Genomic DNA, 22,312 nt, shown 5'->3' with positions numbered 1-22,312 from the left:
CTTCTCTCTTTCCCCTTCTCCCTTCATCTATGCCAGACCCAATCGACAACCACCACCCTGAACCTGAAGCCGTCGAGCCGGACTATAACCAACTCAACACCCTGGGCAATCGGGCGATCACGCTGGGTGTAATTGTGGGGCACGGCTATCGGGGCGGAGACTATGAATTGTTGCAACGGGATCAAGTCGTGCTACTAAAGCCTCAGGAAGCCATTGCTTATTTGCAAACCTTGATCCAATCAACGGAGCAACTGAATGGTTGAGGCGATCCCGGCTGGCGCAGCTACGGCAGTCATATCCCACTGGACAGGGCAAAATTACCACTACTTGCTGGCGGCGATCGAACAGGTAGCCGCGTTTCTGCAACCAGAAGCGCTAACCACCGCGCCCCTAGAACCGCTCAATCCACCCGCTGCGATTGAACAATTGTGCAAGCTGTTGGGGCTATCGCAGTTTGAGCGATCGCTGCTGTTGTTGTGTGCCGGCATGGAGTTGCATAGCGAAATTGCCAAACTCGAAATTTTCCCCGGTCAATCCATTACGCCAACCTTCAGCCTTGCCCTGAGCCGTCTGCCACATGCACACTGGAGTGCTACAACTCCAGAATCACCCCTTCGCCGCTGGCACCTGGTCGAACTGGGAGACGCGCCCACGCTATCCCACCGTCCACTGCGAATTAACGAGCGAATCTTACATTTTTTGGTGGGAGATAATCAGTTAGAGCTGCAACTGCTGGGGCTTGTCACCGCCTTGCCAATTAATCCCTTTCCGCTGCCACCGTCGCAACAGCAGCTTGTGACGGAAATCGCCACCCTATTTCAACAAGCGTCGTCGCCGCCACTGGTGCAGTTGAGTGGTGCGGACAGCGCCATGAAGCAGGCGATCGCGGCGGCAGTGTGTGCCGAACTGGGCTATGGACTTCTAGACCTGACGGCGGAGTTGTTGCCTGCTGACTTTCAGCAGTTTCGCTCCATCCAAACTCTGTGGCAGCGAGAGGCGATTTTATCTCGCAGCCTGTTGCTGTTGGATTGTGACAATATGGCAGAGCCGACTGAAGCAGCCAACCCTTACCCCGCCCAAACCAGCGCGATCGCCCGAATGATGGAAGCCTGTCAGCAGCCGATGTTTGTGTTCAGCCGCGATCGACGTTCCGCCCGTCAGCGTTCTGTTTTCAGCTTTGAGGTGACTCAACCGACAGCGATCGAACAGCGACAATTTTGGCTACAAACTCTGGGAGCGATGTTGAAGACAGACGATCTCACCCTCTCAAACCAGGTTGACAAGCTGGTAAGTCACTTTAGCCTGTCTCCCCTCGCGATTCAAACGATTTGCACTCAAGGATTGTCTGGTCAAGTCAGCCACTCAACCGATCCGACCTTATCAAACCGCCTGTGGCGTGCCTGTTTAAGCCATGCTCGACCGCGCCTGGAAGAATTGGCACAACCGATCGCCAGTCAAGTGGGTTGGGATGACCTGGTGATGCCATTGAAGGAAAAGCAAACCTTGCAGGCGATCGTTGCTCAGGTGAAACAACGGGCAAAGGTCTACGAGCAATGGGGCTTTGGCAACAAAGGACAGCGGGGCTTGGGGATTAGCGCCCTGTTTGCGGGAGCAAGTGGCACTGGAAAAACGTTAGCAGCGGAAGTACTGGCAACCGAATTGCAGCTAGACCTCTACCGGATTGACTTGAGTTCGGTAGTGAGCAAGTACATTGGCGAAACGGAGAAGAATCTGCGGCGAATCTTCGATGCAGCGGAAACGGGTGGCGCAATTTTGCTGTTTGACGAAGCGGATGCCCTGTTTGGTAAACGCAGCGAGGTAAAAGACTCCCACGATCGCTACGCCAATATGGAAGTCGCCTACCTGCTGCAACGCATGGAAGCCTATCGCGGTCTGGCAATTCTGACGACAAACCTGCGAAACTCGCTTGATCAAGCATTCCTGCGTCGTCTCCGTTTCGTGGTGCAGTTTCCTTTTCCCGATGCTGCCCAACGTGCCGAAATTTGGCAGCGTGTCTTCCCCACCCTCACCCCCACCGAGAACTTGTCCTGCTCCAAGCTGGCAAAACTGAACCTTCCCGGTGGCAACATCCGCAACATCGCCCTGAATGCCGCATTTCTGGCAGCCGAATCCGAATCACCCGTGCAAATGCAGCACATTTTGCAGGCAGCGCAAAGCGAATATATCAAGCTAGAGCGCCCCTTAACCGATGCCGAAATTCGGGGCTGGGTGTAGTAGATTGGAGACGAGATGATGCTTGTAGGCTCAACACGATCGATAACTTTGGTCAGTTGCCAGTTTGGGCGAGATCTCTCACCATAAAGCCACGAGAGGTTATGCTGTTCCGTTACACTGGGTAATCAGGCATGAAACACTCCCAGCTATCGCGTCCAACTCACGAATCATCCCTCTTACCGACTGCCCAAATTCAGCCGCCCGGCTGGGGTGAGCCGCAGGTTGAGCCGTCACCGTTGCCCGTTCACGATTTTTCCCACGTCGATTTATTTTCCCACGCGCCACAGCACTCTCCGGTGCAACTGAAGTTGACCACTGAACAGGTTGATAAACCGCAAGATGAGTTGACAGATCGCGCGATCGAGCCAGAGACGACAACTCACGCACCACCCGACAATCCACAGCCACCCAACGGCAACCCATTACAGCCAAAATCCGTTGGCTCCTCACGGCAATCCTTCCCCCATTTTTTGCCAGTCGATGTGTTCACGCACGCGCCGCAACGTTCCCCAGTGCAGATGAAGCTGACGGTCGGTGCGCCGAATGATGTGTACGAGCAAGAAGCAGACCGCGTTGCCCAACAAGTGATGAGCATGGCTCCGCCCGCCACTCCCCATGTGCAACGCCGAACCGACGAGGAAGAAATCCAGACAAAACCCTTGGTTGAGACAATTACGCCGCTCGTTCAGCGCCAGGAAGCAGAGGAAGACGAACCCATTCAGGCGAAGTGTGAGGATTGTCAAGCAGAAGAACCGATCCAGCGCTTTGGCGATAGCCCTGCTCAAGCCCAGCCAGACTTAGAGAATCGGCTGAATGCGAGTCAGGGTGGAGGAAATGCCTTGCCGGATGAGGTGCGATCGTTCATGGAACCCCGCTTTGGTGCCGACTTCAGCCAAGTGCGAGTCCACACAGGCAGCGAAGCCGCGCAAATGAACCGGGATTTGAATGCTCAGGCATTTACCCACAAGCAAGATGTTTACTTTGGGTCAGGGAAGGCTCCTGCGAAGGATGAGTTGACTGCCCATGAGTTGACCCATGTGGTGCAGCAGACGAGTGGAGTTCGGCAAAAGCTGACTGTCGGGCAACCCAATGACCAATATGAACAAGAGGCGCAGCGATCGTATAACGGAGTTCCTCAAGTCCAAGCTGATTTGGATGGTAGGTTGAATGCCAACAAAGGAGGGGATAGCCCATTACCGGATAAGGTGAGATCGTTGGGTGGGTTCGAACCGGGGACGAATGAAGTCCGGCGTTTGCTGGCCCACGGATTGACGCATGTGGTTCAACAGGGCGGGATCGGGGAGCTTCAAGCGAAATCGTTCAGCGTGCAGGAAAGACAGGTGGACAGGGCAGCAATGCCTTTGACGGTGCAGCGGCAGAAAAACACCCCCTCCAAGCCCCGTAACATAACTATTCCCATCGGGCCGAGTGATACCGTTGTCTTTCGCACTTCCTCGGTAGCCTTAGGAACGCTCAGGGTCTATATCACCGGGCGTATGGCCATCCGTGGCAAGGGCTTGTTGACTAACGAAGAGATGCCAAGGAAGGATGCCGACCTGAAGGCGCGCGTACGCGAAGTGGCCAAGACGGCCTTCGATGCGACCAAGCCAACCGGCGACCCCAAAAAGATCGAAATGGTGCTGGGCGGCCAGACGCTGACGCTTGAGCTGGCCGCGGGTGCCGAACAGTCGTTGCCCTTCCAGGTCTCTGGGCGCTTTGAAAATGAAAAGATCAGGCTAACCTTTACCGAGTGTGAGATAACGGAGGCGATGACTACCCTGGATGCAACGGTCTGGATTGAGCCACCAGCGAAGACCGGCGCATCCACGACGACCACACCCGGTGATGCCAGTGTGCAACGTTACGCCTTTGCGGGCAGTGAAGCCGCGTTCGGCGGCTTCACTGCCCGCAAAGGCACGGTGGTCCTAAAATCGGCTATGGAGGCCTTCGATGCCAGGCTGCCGGACTTTGTCAAGCAGATCAAGTTCTTGAACCTGCCGGAACAGCGTGCGGCGTTTTTCCAGGAGATGCGCGCTTACTTTGGCACGGATGAAAACACCGTGGCGCATTTTGCCAGGATGCGCAAGGCCAACGTCAAGGGGGCAACGACGTGGCTTCACGACAAGGCAGCTACTCGGCTGGAGGCGGTGCAGGCTGAGCTTGGCGACGCGATGCCGACCAGCGGCGGTGTGGGTTGGCCGCGCGCGGAGTGTAAGCTATCCGGCAAGCAGGGGTTGGGAAACCTGCACAACATTGGCTATGCGGTTGACTACAATGCCTACCAGACTCCCCATCTCAAAGACCAGCGTATTCTTGACATGATTCAGATCGTCACCGGCGGCTCGGCTTCACTGAGCTACGAAACGCCGAAGGGGCTGGATACCCGTCAAGTCGGTGAGACCTTTACCGGTGGCACGGATGAGGAAAAAGCCAAGCTGGAGGCCGACCCCAAAGTCAAAGAGTGGCTTGATAACATTGGGAAAGGGGTCGAGACTCTAAGTAAGACTTCCGAAGATTTCCGCGCCAGCCTCACCACCACCAATGACAAGAAAGAGGTCGTTGATCTGGCTCCCAAGCTGCAAGAGCTGCGTGAGAAGTGGTTTGCGGCGATTGCTGCTAAGAATGAAGAGGAAAAACAGGCGGTCCTGGCCGAGTTGCTAAAGGTGATTAAGCCGTGGTTGGACAAGGTGGAGACGCAACGTAAGACCACGGAAAAAAAGATTACAGACGTGGGATTGAATCCAGCCGACCTGCCCTCCGATAAGAAACTCACGGCCGCCATCACCGCAGTCCAGGGGTTGGCGAAGCGTATGCAGACTTTGCAGGACAAGCTCGGTGCCACGCTCAAGAAGGGGCAGGGTACGCAGGTGGATAAGTTGATTGCCGAAGCGCGTAAGCTGCTCGCAGAAGCCGTACACCCGCTGGCGGATGATGCGGCGGCTGTGGCAGAGCTGAATCGCCTGCTCAACCTGGTGAATCAGCGCCAGGCGGCGTTGGTGCAGAAGAAATGGCTGGACCGGGTGAGCACGTTGCAGGGTGCACTCACCGGCAACCCATCGTTTGTCTTTGGCGCCACCGCTGACAAAGCCGTCTCGAACCCGCCGTTGACGCAGTTGGTTGACCAGGGCTTCTTCACGCTGCGTGGCAAGCCGGGGACTGGCAAAGGCGCCTTCGATGTCAACTTTGTCAAGAGTATGGCCAAGCACGGTTTCAACCTGGGGGCCACGTGGTCTACGCCGGATTCGATGCACTTTGAGCTGCGCTGGAAGGGGCCGGGGCAGAGCTAAGCGCGACGGTCCATCTTCACCGCTCGCCAGTACAGCCAGGGTAGAATCGCACAGCAGGAGTGCGATCTCTGATCGTGTTGGTGGATTGAGACATGAAACCCAACGTCCACGGGCTTTGATAGTGCAATCGCCACTCTCGTCGTGCGATCGCTGTTGAAAAGGGAAGTGGGCGATCTCCGATCGTCTGAGTGATCGCGTTAACGAAGTAATGCCCTAACTCCATTGATTAGAGAAAGATGAAAGGAACAATCGCCAGATCAACACGATCGCTAACTTTAGTCAAGTTGTCAGTTTAGGGCGAGATCCCCCAAGATCGAGCCACGAGAGGTTATGCTGTCCCGCTACACCTGGTGATCAGGCATGAACACTCCCAGCAATCGCGTCCAACTCACGAAGCATCACCCTTACCGACTGCCCAAGTTCAGCCGCCCGGTTGGGGTAAGCCGCAGGTTGAGCCGTCACCGCTGCCCGTTCACGATTTTTCCCATGTCGATTTATTTTCTCACGCGCCACAGCGCTCCCCGGTGCAACTGAAGCTGAACGCTGGACACGTTGATGAACCGCAAGATGAGTTACTTGATCGCGCGATCGAGCCAGAGACAACAACTCACGCACCGCCCGACAATCCACAGCCATCTAACGACAACCCATTACAGCTCAAACCTGTTGCCTCCCCACGGCAATCCTTCCCCATTTTTTGCCAGTCGATGTGTTCACTCACGTGCCACAACGTTCCCCGGTGCAGATGAATCCGGTGCAAACGAAGCTGACCGTCGGTGCGCCGAACGATGTGTACGAGCAGGAAGCTGACCGGGTTGCCCAACAAGTGATGAGCATGGCTCCTCCTGCCACTCCCAATGTGCAACGTCGAACCGACGAGGAAGAAATCCAGGCAAACCCCTTGGTTGAGACAATTACGCCGACAGTGTCAGGAGTTGGAGGAGGAAACCGTTCAAGCCAAATATGAGGCGTGTGAAGGGGATGAACGGGTACGCCGCTCCCATGTCGTATAGCACTACGAAATCTTATGAGGACGTATAGTTAAGATTGCAAAGAATATCAATGACCTTTTATGCCAGCCCCCTACAGTGACGACCTTCGTCAGAAAGCAATTGCAGCAGTCAAACGAGGAGACCGTAAAACCGAAGTCAGCCGGATGTTAAATATAGCTGTCGCCGGGTGTGTTAGGACAGATTGGTGATGAACATCAACACCCGTGAGCTTTGTGAATTGACCCTTGTCCTAAGTCTTCCGTCCGTTGCTATATCAGCCGCAATACCTTAGACCAGTGGCTCAAACGAGAAGCCCAAACCGGGAAGTGTGGAGCCATACGCAACTATCAGCAGGGGTGTAGACATAAAATCACCGATTGGCAACGGTTTAGGGAGTTTGTGCAAGAGCATGGCGGCAAGACCCAAGGGCAAATGGCAACTTTATGGGGAGAGGGTGTGACGCAACAAAACATCAGTGATGCGTTGCAAAAGCTGGGAATCAGTCGAAAAAAAAGACGTACGGGTATCAAGAGCGAGATGAGCTTAAGCGCCAAGAGTTTCAAGCGCGATTGAAGACCAAGACAGCGGCTCAGATGGTTTATGTCGACGAAGCAGGCGTTGATAATCGAGACGAGTATCCCTATGGCTACTGCGAGATTGGACACCGCTTTCATGCCCTCAAGTCGGGCAAACGCACCGAGAGAGTCATACCAATTTAAACAGTATTCAAGGCAGATAGGGCATCCAGGATAAAGGAATAACCTGTGAGAGAAGCAATTACTTGTGGTGTTAACTCAGCCAGGAGTTGATCGATTTTGACTTGTAGTTGGTCGAGCGTTTTGAACGCAGCCCACTTCAAACTTGCCTTGAGATGTTCCCACAACCTCTCAATAGGATTTAGCTCAGGGCAGTAAGGCGGTTGGAATAACAAGATGATGTTCTCTGGCACCACCAACGCTTTACCCTTGTGAAACCGCCCGTTATCCACTTGCAAGACGTTCAGACTATCCGGATAAGCGTTGGAAAATTCATTCAAGAATCGTTGATAACACTCGGTATCAACATGAGAAAATTGCAGAAAAAAGGACTCTCCCGTGGCAGGTTCAACCGCCCCGTAGAGCCAGAACGCTTTGAACAACCACTGCCACTGCCCAATCGGTTTGATGCCACACGCCGTGATCAATCGTCCCATCAGAGTATGCAGTCCAAAACGACTCTCATCCTGAGCAAAATAGCGAATGGGACGTTCATCCTGCCCCCGGTGGCGAGCATACTGACTCAGCAAGCTGAGGTCGCCCTTGAGGTTTGCTTAAAAGCAGATCGCTGTTCACTATCCTGCTGGCAATTTTGAGGACGAGCAACCTTTAGCTTGGCTTTGAGCCGATAGCGGGTCATTTGGTAGACCGCGTGATACTCCGCTTCTACTCCCAAGGTTTCTGCCAACCACTGTTGTACTGCTCCATAACTTTGAAAGCCGTGTCTCTGTCGTAACCGCTTTGCCAAAGCATCCTCTGCCCATTGGGGTATCACTCGCACTCCCCCCGGCGATTTCTTGATTTCTAGCATCGCCCCCACTCCTCCAGTGCGATACATCAATAGCCAGCTTTGCACCGTGTTTCGATGTTTCCCGACCGCTTTGGCAATCGCACTAATGCTCGGCGCATTCTCTTGTTTCAACCAGTAGAGCACTTGCAATCGTTCTTTAGCGCTTGGCGTTTCGGCTTGCCGCAACTGTTGAGCTAAGTCATCCAAACTTTCTTTCACGTCTATTGACGTTACACCTGCCATGACTAGACTCTCCAAACAACTCCGCTCAGTCTAGTCCATTTGCCGCTTACTCAATTTAAATTGGTATCAGTTGGATTGCGGCACTTAAACAGGGGAAGCTTTTTGCACCGCTGACGTTTATCGGCTCGTGTAACCGGGATTTGTTTGAGGTGTGGTTAGAGGAGTGTCTATTACCGCAACTGCAGCCAGGAGATGTCATCGTCATCGATAATGCTAGTTTTCACCATTCTCAAAGCATTGAGGACAGGGTAGCAGCGGCTGACTGTGAGCTTTGGTATCTGCCTGCCTACTCTCCTGACTTCAATCAGATTGAGCATTGGTGGTTTGTGCTTAAGAATTGGATGAGGCAACGGTGGGATGAGTTTGATAGCTTTCGTGAGTGTGTCGATGCTGCGTTCAATCAGTGTTCCAACATTCATGCGTAGCGCTATACCCCCACTCAAGCTCAACCCAATTTGGAGAGTCGCCTGAATGCGAGTAAAGGTGATGGAAGTGCGTTGTCGGAAGAAGTGAGATCGTTCATGGAGCCGCGTTTCGGTACAGATTTTAGCCAGGTGCGAGTGCATATGGGCAGCGAAGCCGTTCAAATGAACAAGGATCTCAGCGCACAGGCGTTTACGTATAAGCAGGATATCTACTTTGGAGCAGGCAAATCTCCCGGAAAGAATGACCTCACGGCTCATGAGTTAACCCATGTGGTGCAGCAGACGGGCGCAACTCGGTTAAAAAGCCTTGACGCACTGGGTATACAATGTAGCGGTAGGAAAAAAGCCGGACAAAAAAGTTTTGATGTGCGTCACAAAGTTCAAATGGTTCCTCAGCTAACAGATATGTCTTGTTGGGCGGCAGCAGCAGCAATGATTGTTGGTTGGCGAGATAAGATTTCAATAAATCCATTGCAGGTGGCTGCTCGATCAGGATACTGGAATCAGTACGAGGAAGGATATAACTGCGATGATCCAACTATTTTTTCTGTCTGGGGTCTGATACCAGAGTCCCCTCAGACATATACAGTGGATGATTTTAGGGAAATGCTTAAAACAAATGGTCCCTTGTTCATGATTGGCGCCATGGGTGATGGAGTACATGTGCGTGTTGTAACACGTATGTATGGCGATGGGACAGTTGATGGAACGATGGTATCGTTAAACGATCCACTGCCTAAGGGTAAAGGAAAAGTTAAATCTTGTACATACAGGCAATTGGTACAAAATCAAGAAGCAACAGCACGAGATGACCTGGGCCTGCCTGGATTTGAGGGTATTTATGTTGCTCATGCGTAAAGTAATGTAATCGCCCCTCTCATAAGGTGCCTTCCTTCAGACCATCCTTCATCTCAAAGCATAAGTCTTGATGAGAACGCACCATCTCAACCGCGACATAAGCGAAAATGAGACAATCTTGTCCAGTAGGCATTGTTACGTTTTTTTGATGACAAAATTTGGTGTTGACAATGCCCACTCTACTCTCCCATCATCCCTGTCATTGCTTTAGATGGGTTGAAGATCAATGCGGTTGAAAAGGAGAAAGGAGATCGCGGTTATTACAGGAATGAAGGGACGATCGTAGTTAAGGGCAAGAGGGCGATCGCATTCAGAATTTATAATTGAATTTGTTCAAAAGGTTGGTCATATGATTACTACGATCAACATCCCCGAAACTACCGCTCAATTTACCGAACTTCTCCGTCGTGTTCAGGCAGGGGAAGAAATCCTCCTCGCTCAAAACGGGGTTGCGATCGCGCGACTTGTTCCGATTCAACCTCACACCCAACCGCGCATCTCTGGTCAAGACAAAGGCAAAGTCGCGATCTCACCCGACTTTAACTCCCCTCTTCCAGACCCTATCCTGAATGACTTTTTCAGCTCCAACCTACCCAACCCATGAACGTGCTCCTAGACACCCACGCTTTCCTATGGTGGGTAATTGATGATGCACAGCTTTCCACCACCGCGAAAGCGATAATTGCGGAGCCAGCCAACATCATTTACCTCAGCGTCGTCAGTGCTTGGGAGATCATCATCAAAGAACGTACAGGCAAACTTTCGTTACCCGAATCACCCGAAACCTATATCCTATCTCGTCTTACCGCTAATCGATTTGTAATACCAATTTAAATGGTTTCAATGACAGATAGTGCATTGAGGATAAAGGGGTAGCCCGTGAGAGAAGCAATCACTTGAGGGGTTAACTGGGATAAGAGTTGATCTACTCTGGATTGCAGTTGGTCAAGCGTTTTGAACGAAACCCACTTGAGATCCGCCTTGAGATATTCCCATAGCCTCTCAATTGGATTTAACTCCGGACAGTAAGGCGGTTGGAACACCAGGATAATGTTCTGTGGCACAATCAACGCTTTGCCTTTGTGGAACCGTCCGTTATCCACTTGCAGGATATTGAGACTATCGGGGTAAGCCTTGGAGAACTCATCCAAGAAGCATTGGTAGCACTCGGTATCGACATGGGAGAACTGCCAGAAAAAGGATTCTCCGGTGGCAGGTTCCACAGCGCCATAGAGCCAGAATGCTTTGAACACCCGTTGCCATGAGCCAATGGGTTTCACTCCAAAGGCTGTAATCAAACGCCCGATAATGGTATGCAGCCCAAAGCGGCTCTCATCCCCAGCAAAATAGCGAATAGGTCGTTTATCCTGGCGCACTTGCCGAGCGTATTGGCTCAACAAATCGAGGTCGTCTGCAAGGTTTGCTTAAATGCCTCTCGTTGTGCTCGGTTCTGCTTGAGGTTGTTGGGGACGAGCCACTTTTAGCTTGGCTTTGAGCCGATAACGGGTCATCTGGTAGACCGCATGATACTGGGCTTCTATTCCTAAACTCTCCAAGAGCCACTGCTGCACCTCCCCATAGCTGTCAAACCCATTGTCCGGTTCCTGCAATCGCTTTGCTAAGGCAACTTCTGCCCACATTGGAATCATCCGGTTGCCTCCTCCTGGCGTTGGCTTGACCACCAGCAATGCCTCTAATCCTTGTGCTCGATACAGCGCTAACCACTTTTGCACCGTGCCTCGATGCCTGCCAATTGCAACCGCGATCTGGCTGATGCTCGGTGCTTGCGCTCGTTTGAGCCAGTACAACACTTGCAATCGTTCTTTAACTATCGGCTGTTCAACCGTTCGCAAGCGGGTGCCTAACTCCTCGAGACTTTCTTTAATTACGATTGCGCTGACACCAGCCATGATTAGACTCTCACCTCTACATTCCTCAGTTTATCTGATCTGTAACTACTCCAATTTAATTTGGTATAACCCTGCCTGTGGAAATGCAACACGTTCTACAAATTGCCTCACTCCCTGACCATCACCGCGATCCCTTTGACCGTCTCCTGATTGCTCAAAGTCAAGTTGAGAACCTTCCACTTTTGACTATGGATCACTTAATTAGTCAGTACTCTGTCAATGTCATTTGGTAGCGAGATCGTAAGAGTCACGTTCTGTGCCACTTTTTGATCGCCAATCTTCTAGCGATCTCTGTTGAGGGGACGTGGGATCGGTAGGGGGACAAATGGGAGGCGAGATCGGGTTGGGAGCGATCGCTACAGTCCTGGAATTTCGGATAACTCGCCAACAAATTCTTCCACAGCAAAACCAGTCATAGATTGCCACTCGGCGATCGTAAATTCGTAGCCATAGCTCTTTGCCATTTCAGCAAATTGCTCAATTGTTGTGGCCTGATTAAGCCGGTCACGCAGCGTCGGATCAGCTTTAGCCGCTCGAAATAATTGGGCAACAGCCTCCTTTGCCATCACAATTCTCCTGATTTTAACGTGCAACAGTAGCTTAGCAAGTTTTGCAGAGAACCAAGTACTAACTTCCGTCAAGTTTCAAAAGCCATGACATCGCCGTATTCTGTAGCCCATAACTCACGACATTCCATGAAAAAGGTGGCTGAAGTTTTGCTGGGCGCTTTCTTGCGGCGGTATCCATTACCGACGCGAGTCAGCTTGTTTGGCTTCCTGGGACAATATGCCTGGCTGAAGGACATCCTGGAGGAGTTGCGCCCGGAGCTATTTCCACCTCGCCCTGATGCGTTGGAACCAGCCACCGCTGAAGCTGTCTCACCAGCACCCGATGGGCGAGTATTGGGTATCCTAGAGCGATCGCACATTCGAGGACGGATGGGCTACTACAAAGCGGAAATTTATCTGGGTCAACGTGGCAACGGGCACATGTTCAGCGCGATCGAGACGACTTCAAAACGTCCGGTCATCATCAAAGAATTTATCTTGTCTGAGTCGGAGTTTACTAAAGCGGAAGCTTTGCATCGCCAGAGTAACTTTCAGCGGTTAGGCGGAATTCAACTAGCAGATGGACGACTTCAGGATTTTCGAGTCATACAACCCTTGGAAGCGATTGCTGATACTGAGTCTCAATCGCTTTGTTTCCTGGTGACTCCTGATAGAGATCGATCGCCAACGCTGCGGCAGCTTTTACAAACTGCTAGGGTGCTTTCGGTTGAGCAAGTGCAGGAGGTATTGAGCCAGATTTTGCAAACCCTGGATTTTTTGCACAATCAAAAGTTTAATTTTCCCTCTGGCGCGCTGCAATCGGGGCTGGTTCATGGAAATTTAAGCCTAGACAGTGTGCTGTGGACAGAGCAATCAGCACAGTTGTTTGTTTATCTGACTGATCTATTGGTGTGGGAGCAATGTTTTGAGCCATCGGTGCAACTGGGGCGATCGACGCAGCCAACTGCCGAGATGGTGCAACAAGATTTGCGCGCTGTGGGTGACATCGGGTTCTTCCTGCTGCAAGGACTCGCCCTTAAGCCACTGGAAGCATATCAGCCCAATTCTTCCGTCATCAAGCCGCCCTTGTATTCCATTCTTGATTCTCTACAAACGGGTAAATTTGCCAGCGCTGAAACAGCGCGACGGGAATTGCTTCAATTGGGCGATCGCGCGCCCAACGTCCTAGTTCCAGTGGCTGAAACTACAACGGCTGCCCCGGCTTCATCCAATTGGTCGCCGCTGCTACTATTGTCATTGTTGGGGCTGCTAGTAGGGGCGCTGGTGCTGCTTCCCCGGCTGCGATCTACGGCATCTCGCTCTGATCCGGTTATGCGAGTCTCCTCTACCTGTTGTCTATCTGAAGTGAGCGCCGTTCCAGCAGGTGAATTTACTTACACAGCCGTGCAACGAGGTACCTGGTGGACTATACTGCAACAACAGAATTTGTTGAAACGGGGACAGAGCCTTACTACTGCTCTGGAACTGGCGCAGCCTAAACTGCGATTGCGCTACGTTCCCCCGACCTCCGACCCAACTAATCCGACTAGCACGACCTTTAACCCGGATATCTTTGCTCCAGTGTTAACGCAGGTGCGCTCTGGAGCCGTAGATTTTGCCGTGCTGCCAGCGATCGCTCAGTTACCAGGAGACATGCTGGCTCAAACCATTGCTTACGATGGACTTACAACGGTGGTTTCCTTCAGCTATGCGAACCGAAAACAGGGGCTGCCAACAGCGCTAAAGGGTCAGCTCAGCCTGACCCAAGTGCAGCAACTCTTCAATGGGGAGCTTAACGATTGGCAGAAAATCGGTGGTCTCGCTTTGCCAGTGCAGCGCTATGCTTCTAACAATCCGGAGGCGATCGCCATTTTTGAGCAGCAAGTGCTGAACTCCAGAGTGTCAGCGTCTCTGGTAAAGCAGTTACCTTCTCTGGAACTGCTGCGTCAGGTGATCCGTGACTTTGAGGATAAAAACATTGGTAGTATTGGTGTTATGCCACTCAGTGAAATGTGGGGGCAATGTTCGGTGTATCCATTAGCGCTGAATGTTTCTGGACAGGCAGCCGTGCAACCGTTAGTTTTAAGCAATAGGCAGGAAATTACCCCAGCAACCGATTTATGCGATCGCAAAGGAGCTTTTGCACCCGATCCGGATCGGTTTCACATGGGTAGTTATCTTCCGAACTATCCCATTAGTTACCCGATTGTGGTGATCTACCCGCGTAATAATCGCCGATCAGCGATCGGCAAGAAGTTTGTGGAATTGATGCGGACAACCGAAGGACAAAAGTTGCTCCGAGCAGCAGGATTGGTCCCTTTAAGTCCAGAATTGCCCCGTAAAGAGTTGTCAGATCAATCAGCAGCTCCATCTACCCAACGCTAAGTCGTCCATTTTATAGTCGGAGAGTTTGGTGATGAGGACCCCTGATCGAGCGAACCAACCCGCTTTTATCCCTGCCATGCCCAGTGGCAATCTGCCCATAACCGACCCAGCTTTTGTTCCGTTCCCTCCTATTATTTCTTTGTCAGATCGACTAAAAGCAGTGAGTCTGGTAGGTCTACTAACTGCTCTAGGGGTGGGTACAGTCTGGCTGGGACACAAACTTCTGACTCCAGATCCTAACGAATTGTTGTTGCCCATTCCAGAACCTGGCAGCGCCCCTCAATCAGCGCCCCTACGTGATCGGGTTCAGGTGATCATGCCACAACAAACAATTAATTCAGTGGCATCGCCACCGCTGCCCATTCATCGCCAAGCTCAACCCCGTCAACCCGCTAAGACAGAAACCACGCGCACCAGCCACGATTTTGGCGCAGTGGCTCAGCCCTCCATTACCGCGGTAAATCCGACTCTTGAGTCATCCATGCCGCCCCAGAAGCAATTGATCCAGGAGCAACCTCAGAACCAAGCTATCTCAGGTCAAACCGCTGTCAGCCAATCTGCTGGTCAACGCTCGCTCACGTCTGCCCCTCCCCAGAAGTCGTCTCGTCCGTTCCCAGTCGCACTGATTGCCGCCCTGCTGGAAGCGCCACCATCCAACCGCTCTACTGAAACTGTGGCGATCGTTCCTCGGGCTGCCACCAATCCAGCCACACCTCAGGTCATCCCCGCACCGTTAACTCCAATTTCCCCTCGCCCACCTCAGTCCCCGTCCGTCCAAAATCCCCCTGCCACGGTTGGAACAAGCCCCCCCCCAACAACGCCCTCAATCCAGCCAGTTCCAGTCTCCCCCCCTCCAATTGCCAAACTCCCTGATCTGCAAAATCAGATCTCTGTTGATCAGTTGAAGATCACAGGCAGTACGCGATTCTCTCCCAAAGAACTTGCCGCGATTGTCCGCACAGTAATTTCATCTGGGAGTTCCACCACTACACCGAACTCGGCTGGGAGCGATCGCACTAAAATTTCTCCAGCGGAGTTGGTACAGGCAAGTGAATTGATTAGTAAGCTATACATCGATCGCGGCTACATCAACTCTGGAGCCTATGTACCCGCCGAAGTTTTGAGCGGTGCAACTCCAGAAATTCGGGTAGTGGAAGGCAAACTAGAGAAAATCAATGTCCAAGTGCAACGAGCTAAACCGTTGTGGCTTGCCCGACCGCTTTCACCTAACTACGTGCGTCGCCGATTCGATCGCGCCATTCAAACGCCCCTGCAAATCGATCAACTGGCAGATGCCGTACGATTGCTGGAACAAGACCCGATGATTACCAGCATTTCGACGGAACTTGCACCGGGGACTACCACGGGCAGAAGTGTGTTGAATGTGAAAGTGCGGCAGGCTCCGCCTCTTAATCTGACGTTCTCAATAGATAATGGGCGCGCGCCCAGCGTGGGGCGATTTCGCCAGCAAGCCGGGTTGAGTCATGCCAATCTACTAGGTTTGGGCGATCGCTTCCAGGTGGGTTACAACCGCAGTGAAGGCAGCCGCAGTCTAGATTTGGGCTATTCAATTCCAATTAATGCCAGCAATGGCACTCTCAGCTTTCTCTATGGCAGTAGTCAGGGTGAGGTGATTGAAGAGCCGTTTCGGGATCTGGGCATCAAGTCGCGATCTCAAACCTACGAAATTGGCTTCAGGCAACCAATCAAACAAACCTCCACAGAACTGTTTGCCCTCAGCCTAAGGGGAACCCACTATCGCAATGAAGGCGTTTTTCTGGAAGCCTTTAATGACGGTGTTGCCATCCCTTTCCCGGCGCGGGGCACAGACATAGACGGCAGAACCCGGATCACTGCCCTCCGGTTTGGGCAAGAGTGGCTGAAGCGGAGCGAACGGGATGTGTTCTCGCTGCAATCCGAGTTTGGGGTAGGGATTAACGCCCTCAATGCCACCCGGTTAGATGACCCACCCGATGGTCGCTTTTTCTCATGGCAGGGGCGCGGCTTTTGGGTACATTCCTTTGCTCCAGACACGCTGTTTGCCCTCAAAGGACAATTACAGTTTGCTAATCGTCCGCTTGTGCCTGTTGAACAGATCGGCTTAGGTGGCATCGACACTGTACGTGGTTACCGTACCAGCGTCTTGTTAGCAGACAATGGCTGGTTTACATCTGCTGAGTTTTACTTGCCAATTCTCCGAATTCCTCAAGTGAAAGGAGTTCTGCAACTGGTGCCGTTTTTTGATGTGGGGCGTGGTTGGAATCAGGGCGAAGAGCAACCCGATCCTGCTAGCCTGATCAGCACTGGACTAGGTCTTCAATGGAAAATGGGCAATACCTTTCGCGCCCGCCTCGATTGGGGTGTCCCACTGATTAACTCCACTGCTGTCAACGGTCAATCCCTAAGGGAAAGCCTCTTTTTCTCAGTTATCTTCACACCTTGAATCGAGTAAGGAACATATTCCCTACTCGATTCATATCCGAGCGCGTGTCCCTCTAACCAAACCACCAATTGAAGCTCTGGACTGGCAGCTTCCAACTTCGCACGTTCGTCCAATAACCTGAGTTCGGGTTAAGCCGGAAGGAGCAAATTGTGGTCAATGGCAATTGCAGACTTCTTTGGCTGATGGCAATAGGCAATCAGTCCACCCAAAACGTTGACAAAACAGTTGACTGGAAACGATGCCGCGAATGCTCAATCTGAGCTTGCTTTTACTTGACTTAGGCAAAGGTTGGCAATGCGACCGCACAGAAGTCATCGATCGGACTCGTACTGGGCAATTACTAGGAAGGCATCCCATACTACCCATTGTAGTCTAGTGGTATCTTCAAAAAAGAGCAGTTAAATCTCTTTTTTGGAGATGCCTCAAACCAAGCACTTACAAGGGTTTCAAGAATTGTTTAACTTTTTTATTGTGAAATCTCGTTATTGCGTGTCTCAAAACCCAAGAAAAAGTGAGAAATTGTTTAACTTTATTTTTTGGTGCTTCTAAAGATGAACGAAGAATCAGTACTTTCAGGTCACGAAATTGTTTAACTTTTTTATCGCTCCACAGATCTTGTAAAACGCAAATAAAGTTGAATACTAGCAAATAAAGTCGTATACTAAAAAATAAACTTTTCTACTAGCAAATAAAGTCGTATACTTTGGTATAGGACTGAGAGGTTAGTGCTAGTAAAGTGCCTCTCTACGTCTAGAGTTACTAGATCTGCTGGATGAAGTTATCCAATGGCTAAACGTAATCGCGGTACTGACCAGCAGAATATCGAAAAACGACTGAAGGAAGGTCGAGGGGATGGGAGAGGGGCTGACTACCAACCTTGGCTGCGAATTCAGGATGTTCCTTCTCAAGGATTAGCTAGCCGAGCTAAAGGCTGGAAGACAGGTAGGGAGCATCATTTAATGAGCAACCTAGAAACCAGTTACCTCTTTGTTTTGGATTGGTCACTATCAGTACTGGATGTCCGAGAACAGTTTCCCTTACTACCATTGGAAGAAACTCAACAAATTGCAGAGCAGTGCGGATTTATCCATCCTACTGATCCTCAAACTCAGCAATCTGTGGTCATCACCACAGATTTTTTGATCACCTTAAAGCAGAGTGATCGTGAGGTAGAACAATCGCGTGCCATTAAACCTGCTGCTGATCTCCAGTCACAGCGCACTTTAGAGAAATTGGAGATTGAGCGACGTTATTGGGAGCGTCGGAGTATCGATTGGGGAATCGTTACCGAGCAAGAAATTCCAAAAAACCTTATTGCAAATCTCAAATGGCTGCGCTCCTGTTACTGGCTTGAAGATCTGGCTCCACTAGATCAGGGTGATATCACACGAATCGAAACAGTGCTAACGCCGCAGATTCTACAAGGGAAAGTAGCACTAACTAGGATTACAAACACATGTGACGACCAGCTAGGGCTATCTCCTGGTACTAGCCTGTCAATTGTGCGGTATTTAATTGCTAATCGACGATGGCATATTGATCTAAGCCAGCGTATCCAACCCAGTAAGACACTCAAACTCCTTTCTACCCTGTCAACAGGTTTGCATGAGGCGATCGGAGGTGTGGGATGAAACTTTTTGTAAATATGCTTCTGGAATGGCAGGACGATACTGAAACTTCGCGTGTGGAACGCTTACTCTGGATTGATCCTTCCTACATAGATGTAGCTACAATTGAGCTGTTGAATCCCAAAGCACTTCCTCTTTGGCAGAAATGTAAAGACTTGGAAGAGGCACTTGTTACACAACAAGCTTATGTCTTAGAGATAGATCCTTATGCCTCTCTCCTAAAGCCTGAAGACACTATTCCTGCGAAACATCGGGAGCGACGAGACCAAGCATGGGAGATAATTGCCCCTCTTGTAGAAGATAAGGATGGGCGCATCTTCTTCTCCCATGGTCGTGGAGCACTTCTAAATGCCTGGTTTGAAAAAACGGGCTGCACAAAAATGACTCTCTATAAGTATCTCAGACGTTACTGGCAAGGCGGTCAGACGAGAAATGCTCTCTTGCCTCTTTTTGGTAAATGCGGCGCACCTGGGAAAGAACGCCAAAGCCAGGAGAAAAAGCGAGGACGCCCAAGCAAAATTAGTAAAGTCACTCAAATGCCCGTAGGGGTAAATGTAGATGACAAGATACGGGAGAAATTTAGTCGAGGCATTCGCCAATTCTATGAGAATGCTCAGGGACGAACGCTCCAGGATGCGTTTCAGAAAACACTGGAAAAGTCTTTTCATAAAGGCTACATGCTTTCCCCTGATGGAGTCTTGATTCCTTGTCTGCCACCAGCCCATGAGTTACCGACGTTTGGGCAATTTCGCTACTGGTATGAGAAGGAGCGAGATGCAACCCACGCTCTCACTTCACGAGGAGGAAAACGCCGTTATAATCTGCGCCATCGTGAGGTACTGGGAGATTCAACTCAGATGGCTTTCGGTCCAGGCTCCATCTACCAGATAGATGCCACGATTGGAGACATTTATCTAGTCAGTTCGCTTGATCGCACCCGCATTATCGGTCGCCCTGTTATTTACGTTCTGATTGACGTTTTTAGCCGCATGATTATTGGGCTGAGTGTCACCTTGGAAGGTCCAAGTTGGCTAGGGGCAATGCAGGCGTTAGAAAATGCGGCGGTAGACAAAGTCGCGTTCTGCCAAGAATATGGAATTGAGATTACAGAAGAAGACTGGCCTTGTCGTCATTTGCCGGAAGTCATTCTTGCAGACCGAGGAGAATTAGAGGGTTATAACGCGGATAACCTCGTTAAAGCGTTGAATGTAACTGTTTCCAATACCCCGCCTTACCGCGCAGACTGGAAAGGGATCGTAGAGCGGAACTTCCGCTTGAGTAATGACAAAGTCATTCATTGGATGCCGGGAGCGGTTTATAAACCGCGTGAGAGTGGAGATAATGACTACCGACTGGATGCTGTGCTGGATTTGCATCAATTCCGGAAGCTCATGATTCTTGCGATTTTAGATCATAATAAAGAACACCGGATGGATTGGTATCGCATGGATGAGTTCATGATCCAAGAGCACGTTGAGCCATATCCCCTAGACCTGTGGAACTGGGGCATTCGTAACCGGGCAGGACACTTGAGGGTTAAGTCCCGTGACATTCTGCGCTTGAACCTTTTACCTTCTGAACAGGCTTCTGTCACTTATCGCGGCATCCGTTTTCAAGGCTTGTTTTACTCTTGCGACTTAGCTTTACGAGAGCAGTGGTTTGTACGAGCTAGAGAGCGAGGCGGCTGGAAGATTGATGTGGCTTATGATCCTCGTAGCCTAACTGACATTTACTTGCGTCTTGACGAAGGGCAACGCCTGGAGCGTTGCCAGTTGATTGATGCAGAACATACCTTCCGAGGACGAGATTTGTATGAAACTCTTGATTACCTTGAAACTCGCAAGCAGCAGAAGAATTTGTCTAGAAGCCGCAAGCAGCAATCTAGCGCTGCTCTGAATGCTCAAATGGACCAGGTAATCAATGAAGGTCAGGAACAAACCTTGACGGCGCTGGAGCAGGTGACAGGGCAAAGCAAGCGATCGCGCATCAAAGGCATCCGTCCAAATCGCCAAGAAGAACGCGATATAGAACGCGAAGCTCAAGCCTGGAAGTTGGGAGAAAAGCCGCCTGCTGATTTTTCTGGCAAGGTGATTCCTCTGATTGTTCCAACTCAAGATTCAGAACTAGACAAGGATGCTGAAGAGCCTCAGCATGAAGTCTCAGCCGCTGAGCCAATCGATAATCAAGAAGACTCAACCCATGTTCCTCAATCCCAACTAATTGACAAACTGCGTAGACTACGTCCAAAGATGTGGAGCGACGATGAGTAATAGTCAACACATCCCATCTCTTTTAGTAAACAAGGGTAGAGTTGAGCACGCAACTTACCTTGATCCAATCATTCCAAACTATCAAGGTAATCCCTTGATAGAAGCTCTCCCTCCCATCCTAACGCAGGATGAAACCGCAGAGCATCTTGCATTCTACCCACCGTATGACGAAGAGCATCGTAAGATGCCCGCCCATCTTCGACTCCATTTGATTCAAAATACATTGCAATTTTTTGCTCCTCTACCGATTCATTTTGATCTGGAGCAACGATTTTCTCGCATGATTCGGTTAGGATACCAGGCACGGAATCCTGCGATGATAGGGTTTTGGGGAGATGTACAGTCGCGGGTTCAATCTTTAGGCATGGTTCGCCGATCTCCCCGTTCAACCGCAACAGGATTTACTATTGTCGGCATTAGCGGAGTTGGTAAGACCACGGCGATAGAAGCTATTCTGGCTTTGTATCCGCAGGTTATCTTCCATAGCTACTATCACGATCATGACTTTAGCTTCACTCAAATTGTCTGGCTCAAGCAAAACTGCCCCTTTGACGGTTCGGTCAAGGGCTTATGCTTAAACTTTTTCCAAGCGGTCGATGACCTGCTCGGAACTCGTTACTACGACAATTATGCGAGTGGTCGTAAAACAGTGGATGAATTGCTGCCGCGTATGGCCCTGGTTGCTTCGCTTCACTCGATTGGTGTACTGGTGATTGATGAAATCCAGCACCTTAGCCAAGCTAAAAGTGGCGGTTCCAGCAAAATGCTGAATTTTTTCGTTCAATTAATCAACACGATTGGCTTACCAGTCGTGCTTGTCGGCACCTATAAAGCGCGCTCTCTTCTCAGTGGAGAGTTTCGACAGACTCGCAGAGGTACGGGGCAGGGCGATCTCGTTTGGGACAGGATGAAGAATGACGATGATTGGAAATGGTTCGTGAATTGTTTGTGGAGCTACCAGTATGTTAAAAAGCAATCTCACTTGACACAAGAACTGCGCGATGTGTTGTATGAGGAAACGCAAGGCATTACTGACTTTGCCATCAAGGTCTACATGTTGGCTCAAATTCGGGCGATCGCAAATGGCGAAGAAGTCGTAACCAAGCAAGGAATTCGACTAGTGGTTAAAGAGAACCTACGGTTGGCGCATCCTATTCTACAAGCCCTGAAAAACAACGACACTCGGATTCTTGCCAGTGTTGAGGATGTTCATCCTATTGATATCGATCAGTTTTTGCAGGATGCCCTAAACCAATTGAATAAAGCTGAACAACACCAAACATTAGCCAAGACACGAACAACCAATTTCCAAAAACAATCGTCACCGGTCGCGCTCGATTCAACAGAACCACACATACGGCGGATTGCAGTGTTAAGAGGGACAGTAACAGCAGTGTGCAAACCAGTTGTGCAAATGTTGAGGATCTATCAAATCCATCGCTGTGGCAATGAGGGTATCTACCCTTTTCGAGGTTGTCGGCGAGAACTGTCTTAGGAAAGCCTTTAACTGTGACCACCAATGCCTGGCTGACTGACACAAAAA

The 22,312-nt window shown here is 50.8% G+C and carries 21 protein-coding genes and 2 pseudogenes; 15 read left to right on the top strand and 8 right to left on the bottom strand.

Translation table 11 applies throughout. The annotated features are described in order from the left end of the window. The first annotated feature begins 29 nt into the window (after positions 1-29). Together JOY44_RS23540 and JOY44_RS23535 are read left to right on the top strand one after the other, a co-directional pair. A complete protein-coding gene (locus tag JOY44_RS23540) occupies positions 30-263 on the top strand; it encodes a hypothetical protein (protein ID WP_171575801.1) in 234 nt (77 codons plus the stop codon). Beyond that, positions 256-2,235 carry an ATP-binding protein gene (locus JOY44_RS23535; protein WP_171575800.1) on the top strand — a complete coding sequence of 660 codons (1,980 nt, stop codon included), beginning with the start codon at positions 256-258 and terminating at the stop codon, positions 2,233-2,235. The genes JOY44_RS23540 and JOY44_RS23535 overlap by 8 nt, the downstream gene beginning before the upstream one ends. A gap of 99 nt (positions 2,236-2,334) precedes the next feature. Here JOY44_RS23535 and JOY44_RS23530 read toward each other — a convergent pair whose 3' ends face one another. After that, positions 2,335-2,685 (bottom strand): hypothetical protein, encoded by a 351-nt coding sequence (locus JOY44_RS23530; RefSeq protein ID WP_171575799.1) that lies wholly within the window; start codon positions 2,683-2,685, stop codon positions 2,335-2,337. Positions 2,686-2,753: 68 nt separating this feature from the next. On the opposite strand from JOY44_RS23530, the gene JOY44_RS23525 reads away from it, so the two are divergent. Continuing rightward, positions 2,754-5,522, top strand: a complete 2,769-nt coding sequence (locus tag JOY44_RS23525) for a DUF4157 domain-containing protein (RefSeq protein WP_171576224.1) — start codon at positions 2,754-2,756, stop codon at positions 5,520-5,522. A 16-nt stretch (positions 5,523-5,538) separates the two neighbouring features. On the opposite strand, the gene JOY44_RS23520 is transcribed toward JOY44_RS23525, so the two are convergent. Together JOY44_RS23520 and JOY44_RS23515 are read right to left on the bottom strand one after the other, a co-directional pair. Then, on the bottom strand, positions 5,539-5,745 hold the full coding sequence (locus JOY44_RS23520) for a hypothetical protein (RefSeq protein WP_171575798.1): 207 nt from the start codon (positions 5,743-5,745) through the stop codon (positions 5,539-5,541). A 131-nt stretch (positions 5,746-5,876) separates the two neighbouring features. Next, positions 5,877-6,158, bottom strand: a complete 282-nt coding sequence (locus JOY44_RS23515; RefSeq protein WP_171575797.1) for a hypothetical protein — start codon at positions 6,156-6,158, stop codon at positions 5,877-5,879. A gap of 85 nt (positions 6,159-6,243) precedes the next feature. Between JOY44_RS23515 and JOY44_RS23510 the strand changes: the two genes are divergently transcribed. Together JOY44_RS23510 and JOY44_RS23505 are read left to right on the top strand one after the other, a co-directional pair. After that, positions 6,244-6,489, top strand: a complete 246-nt coding sequence (locus JOY44_RS23510; RefSeq protein ID WP_197985711.1) for a hypothetical protein — start codon at positions 6,244-6,246, stop codon at positions 6,487-6,489. Between the two features lie 105 nt (positions 6,490-6,594). Then, positions 6,595-7,221 (top strand): annotated as a pseudogene (locus tag JOY44_RS23505) (hypothetical protein); the annotation flags it as partial. Between the two features lie 8 nt (positions 7,222-7,229). On the opposite strand, the gene JOY44_RS23500 reads toward JOY44_RS23505, so the two are convergent. Beyond that, complete coding sequence (locus JOY44_RS23500; RefSeq protein WP_171572047.1) at positions 7,230-7,799, bottom strand: IS630 family transposase; 570 nt, start codon at positions 7,797-7,799, stop codon at positions 7,230-7,232. Continuing rightward, positions 7,793-8,302, bottom strand: a complete 510-nt coding sequence (locus tag JOY44_RS23495; RefSeq protein ID WP_171573305.1) for a helix-turn-helix domain-containing protein — start codon at positions 8,300-8,302, stop codon at positions 7,793-7,795. The genes JOY44_RS23500 and JOY44_RS23495 overlap by 7 nt, the downstream gene beginning before the upstream one ends. Before the next feature lie 65 nt (positions 8,303-8,367). On the opposite strand from JOY44_RS23495, the pseudogene JOY44_RS23490 reads away from it, so the two are divergent. From JOY44_RS23490 to JOY44_RS23475, 4 genes and pseudogenes are all read left to right on the top strand, one after another. Continuing rightward, positions 8,368-8,727: pseudogene (locus tag JOY44_RS23490) on the top strand (transposase); the annotation flags it as partial. Between the two features lie 84 nt (positions 8,728-8,811). Then, a complete protein-coding gene (locus JOY44_RS23485) occupies positions 8,812-9,585 on the top strand; it encodes a papain-like cysteine protease family protein (RefSeq protein WP_281063336.1) in 774 nt (257 codons plus the stop codon). A gap of 349 nt (positions 9,586-9,934) precedes the next feature. Continuing rightward, on the top strand, positions 9,935-10,189 hold the full coding sequence (locus tag JOY44_RS23480) for a type II toxin-antitoxin system Phd/YefM family antitoxin (protein WP_197985710.1): 255 nt from the start codon (positions 9,935-9,937) through the stop codon (positions 10,187-10,189). After that, a complete protein-coding gene (locus JOY44_RS23475) occupies positions 10,186-10,419 on the top strand; it encodes a type II toxin-antitoxin system VapC family toxin (protein WP_171575795.1) in 234 nt (77 codons plus the stop codon). The genes JOY44_RS23480 and JOY44_RS23475 overlap by 4 nt, the downstream gene beginning before the upstream one ends. Here the strand turns inward: JOY44_RS23475 and JOY44_RS23470 are convergent. Together JOY44_RS23470 and JOY44_RS23465 are read right to left on the bottom strand one after the other, a co-directional pair. Continuing rightward, positions 10,416-10,982, bottom strand: a complete 567-nt coding sequence (locus JOY44_RS23470; RefSeq protein ID WP_171571904.1) for an IS630 family transposase — start codon at positions 10,980-10,982, stop codon at positions 10,416-10,418. The two genes, JOY44_RS23475 and JOY44_RS23470, sit on opposite strands and share 4 nt — an antisense overlap. A gap of 27 nt (positions 10,983-11,009) precedes the next feature. Continuing rightward, on the bottom strand, positions 11,010-11,495 hold the full coding sequence (locus tag JOY44_RS23465) for a helix-turn-helix domain-containing protein (protein ID WP_171571905.1): 486 nt from the start codon (positions 11,493-11,495) through the stop codon (positions 11,010-11,012). An 83-nt stretch (positions 11,496-11,578) separates the two neighbouring features. Here JOY44_RS23465 and JOY44_RS33015 point away from each other — a divergent pair, with 83 nt between their 5' ends. Beyond that, positions 11,579-11,728, top strand: a complete 150-nt coding sequence (locus tag JOY44_RS33015) for a type II toxin-antitoxin system VapC family toxin (protein WP_415881132.1) — start codon at positions 11,579-11,581, stop codon at positions 11,726-11,728. Between the two features lie 123 nt (positions 11,729-11,851). On the opposite strand, the gene JOY44_RS23460 is transcribed toward JOY44_RS33015, so the two are convergent. Beyond that, entirely contained in the window at positions 11,852-12,061 is a 210-nt protein-coding gene (locus JOY44_RS23460; protein ID WP_171575794.1) for a Nif11-like leader peptide family natural product precursor, read from the bottom strand. A gap of 87 nt (positions 12,062-12,148) precedes the next feature. On the opposite strand from JOY44_RS23460, the gene JOY44_RS23455 reads away from it, so the two are divergent. From JOY44_RS23455 to JOY44_RS23435, 5 genes are all read left to right on the top strand, one after another. After that, positions 12,149-14,428 (top strand): hypothetical protein, encoded by a 2,280-nt coding sequence (locus JOY44_RS23455; protein ID WP_203032101.1) that lies wholly within the window; start codon positions 12,149-12,151, stop codon positions 14,426-14,428. Positions 14,429-14,459: 31 nt separating this feature from the next. Further along, positions 14,460-16,871, top strand: a complete 2,412-nt coding sequence (locus tag JOY44_RS23450; RefSeq protein ID WP_171575792.1) for a ShlB/FhaC/HecB family hemolysin secretion/activation protein — start codon at positions 14,460-14,462, stop codon at positions 16,869-16,871. A gap of 785 nt (positions 16,872-17,656) precedes the next feature. Continuing rightward, a complete protein-coding gene (locus JOY44_RS23445) occupies positions 17,657-18,502 on the top strand; it encodes a TnsA endonuclease N-terminal domain-containing protein (protein ID WP_171575791.1) in 846 nt (281 codons plus the stop codon). Continuing rightward, entirely contained in the window at positions 18,499-20,769 is a 2,271-nt protein-coding gene (locus tag JOY44_RS23440; protein WP_171575790.1) for a Mu transposase C-terminal domain-containing protein, read from the top strand. Before JOY44_RS23445 ends, JOY44_RS23440 begins: the two co-directional genes overlap by 4 nt. Then, positions 20,762-22,264 carry an ATP-binding protein gene (locus tag JOY44_RS23435; RefSeq protein ID WP_171575789.1) on the top strand — a complete coding sequence of 501 codons (1,503 nt, stop codon included), beginning with the start codon at positions 20,762-20,764 and terminating at the stop codon, positions 22,262-22,264. Before JOY44_RS23440 ends, JOY44_RS23435 begins: the two co-directional genes overlap by 8 nt. Positions 22,265-22,312 lie beyond the last annotated feature (48 nt).

This window comes from Leptolyngbya sp. Cla-17 (assembly GCF_016807185.1).
Lineage (GTDB): Bacteria > Cyanobacteriota > Cyanobacteriia > Leptolyngbyales > Leptolyngbyaceae > ULC077BIN1.
This window is presented reverse-complemented; position numbering and strand designations above follow the sequence as displayed.

Excerpts from the sequence above, each read along its gene's own strand:
- JOY44_RS23540 (WP_171575801.1), top strand. The coding sequence starts at position 30 with ATGCCAGACCCAATCGACAACCACCACCCTGAACCTGAAGCCGTCGAG.
- JOY44_RS23535 (WP_171575800.1), top strand. The coding sequence starts at position 256 with ATGGTTGAGGCGATCCCGGCTGGCGCAGCTACGGCAGTCATATCCCAC.
- JOY44_RS23525 (WP_171576224.1), top strand. The coding sequence starts at position 2,754 with ATGAAGCTGACGGTCGGTGCGCCGAATGATGTGTACGAGCAAGAAGCA.
- JOY44_RS23520 (WP_171575798.1), bottom strand. The coding sequence starts at position 5,745 with ATGGAGTTAGGGCATTACTTCGTTAACGCGATCACTCAGACGATCGGA.
- JOY44_RS23515 (WP_171575797.1), bottom strand. The coding sequence starts at position 6,158 with ATGGCTGTGGATTGTCGGGCGGTGCGTGAGTTGTTGTCTCTGGCTCGA.
- JOY44_RS23495 (WP_171573305.1), bottom strand. The coding sequence starts at position 8,302 with ATGGCAGGTGTAACGTCAATAGACGTGAAAGAAAGTTTGGATGACTTA.
- JOY44_RS23480 (WP_197985710.1), top strand. The coding sequence starts at position 9,935 with ATGATTACTACGATCAACATCCCCGAAACTACCGCTCAATTTACCGAA.
- JOY44_RS23475 (WP_171575795.1), top strand. The coding sequence starts at position 10,186 with ATGAACGTGCTCCTAGACACCCACGCTTTCCTATGGTGGGTAATTGAT.
- JOY44_RS23465 (WP_171571905.1), bottom strand. The coding sequence starts at position 11,495 with ATGGCTGGTGTCAGCGCAATCGTAATTAAAGAAAGTCTCGAGGAGTTA.
- JOY44_RS33015 (WP_415881132.1), top strand. The coding sequence starts at position 11,579 with ATGCAACACGTTCTACAAATTGCCTCACTCCCTGACCATCACCGCGAT.
- JOY44_RS23460 (WP_171575794.1), bottom strand. The coding sequence starts at position 12,061 with ATGGCAAAGGAGGCTGTTGCCCAATTATTTCGAGCGGCTAAAGCTGAT.
- JOY44_RS23455 (WP_203032101.1), top strand. The coding sequence starts at position 12,149 with ATGACATCGCCGTATTCTGTAGCCCATAACTCACGACATTCCATGAAA.
- JOY44_RS23450 (WP_171575792.1), top strand. The coding sequence starts at position 14,460 with ATGAGGACCCCTGATCGAGCGAACCAACCCGCTTTTATCCCTGCCATG.
- JOY44_RS23445 (WP_171575791.1), top strand. The coding sequence starts at position 17,657 with ATGGCTAAACGTAATCGCGGTACTGACCAGCAGAATATCGAAAAACGA.
- JOY44_RS23440 (WP_171575790.1), top strand. The coding sequence starts at position 18,499 with ATGAAACTTTTTGTAAATATGCTTCTGGAATGGCAGGACGATACTGAA.
- JOY44_RS23435 (WP_171575789.1), top strand. The coding sequence starts at position 20,762 with ATGAGTAATAGTCAACACATCCCATCTCTTTTAGTAAACAAGGGTAGA.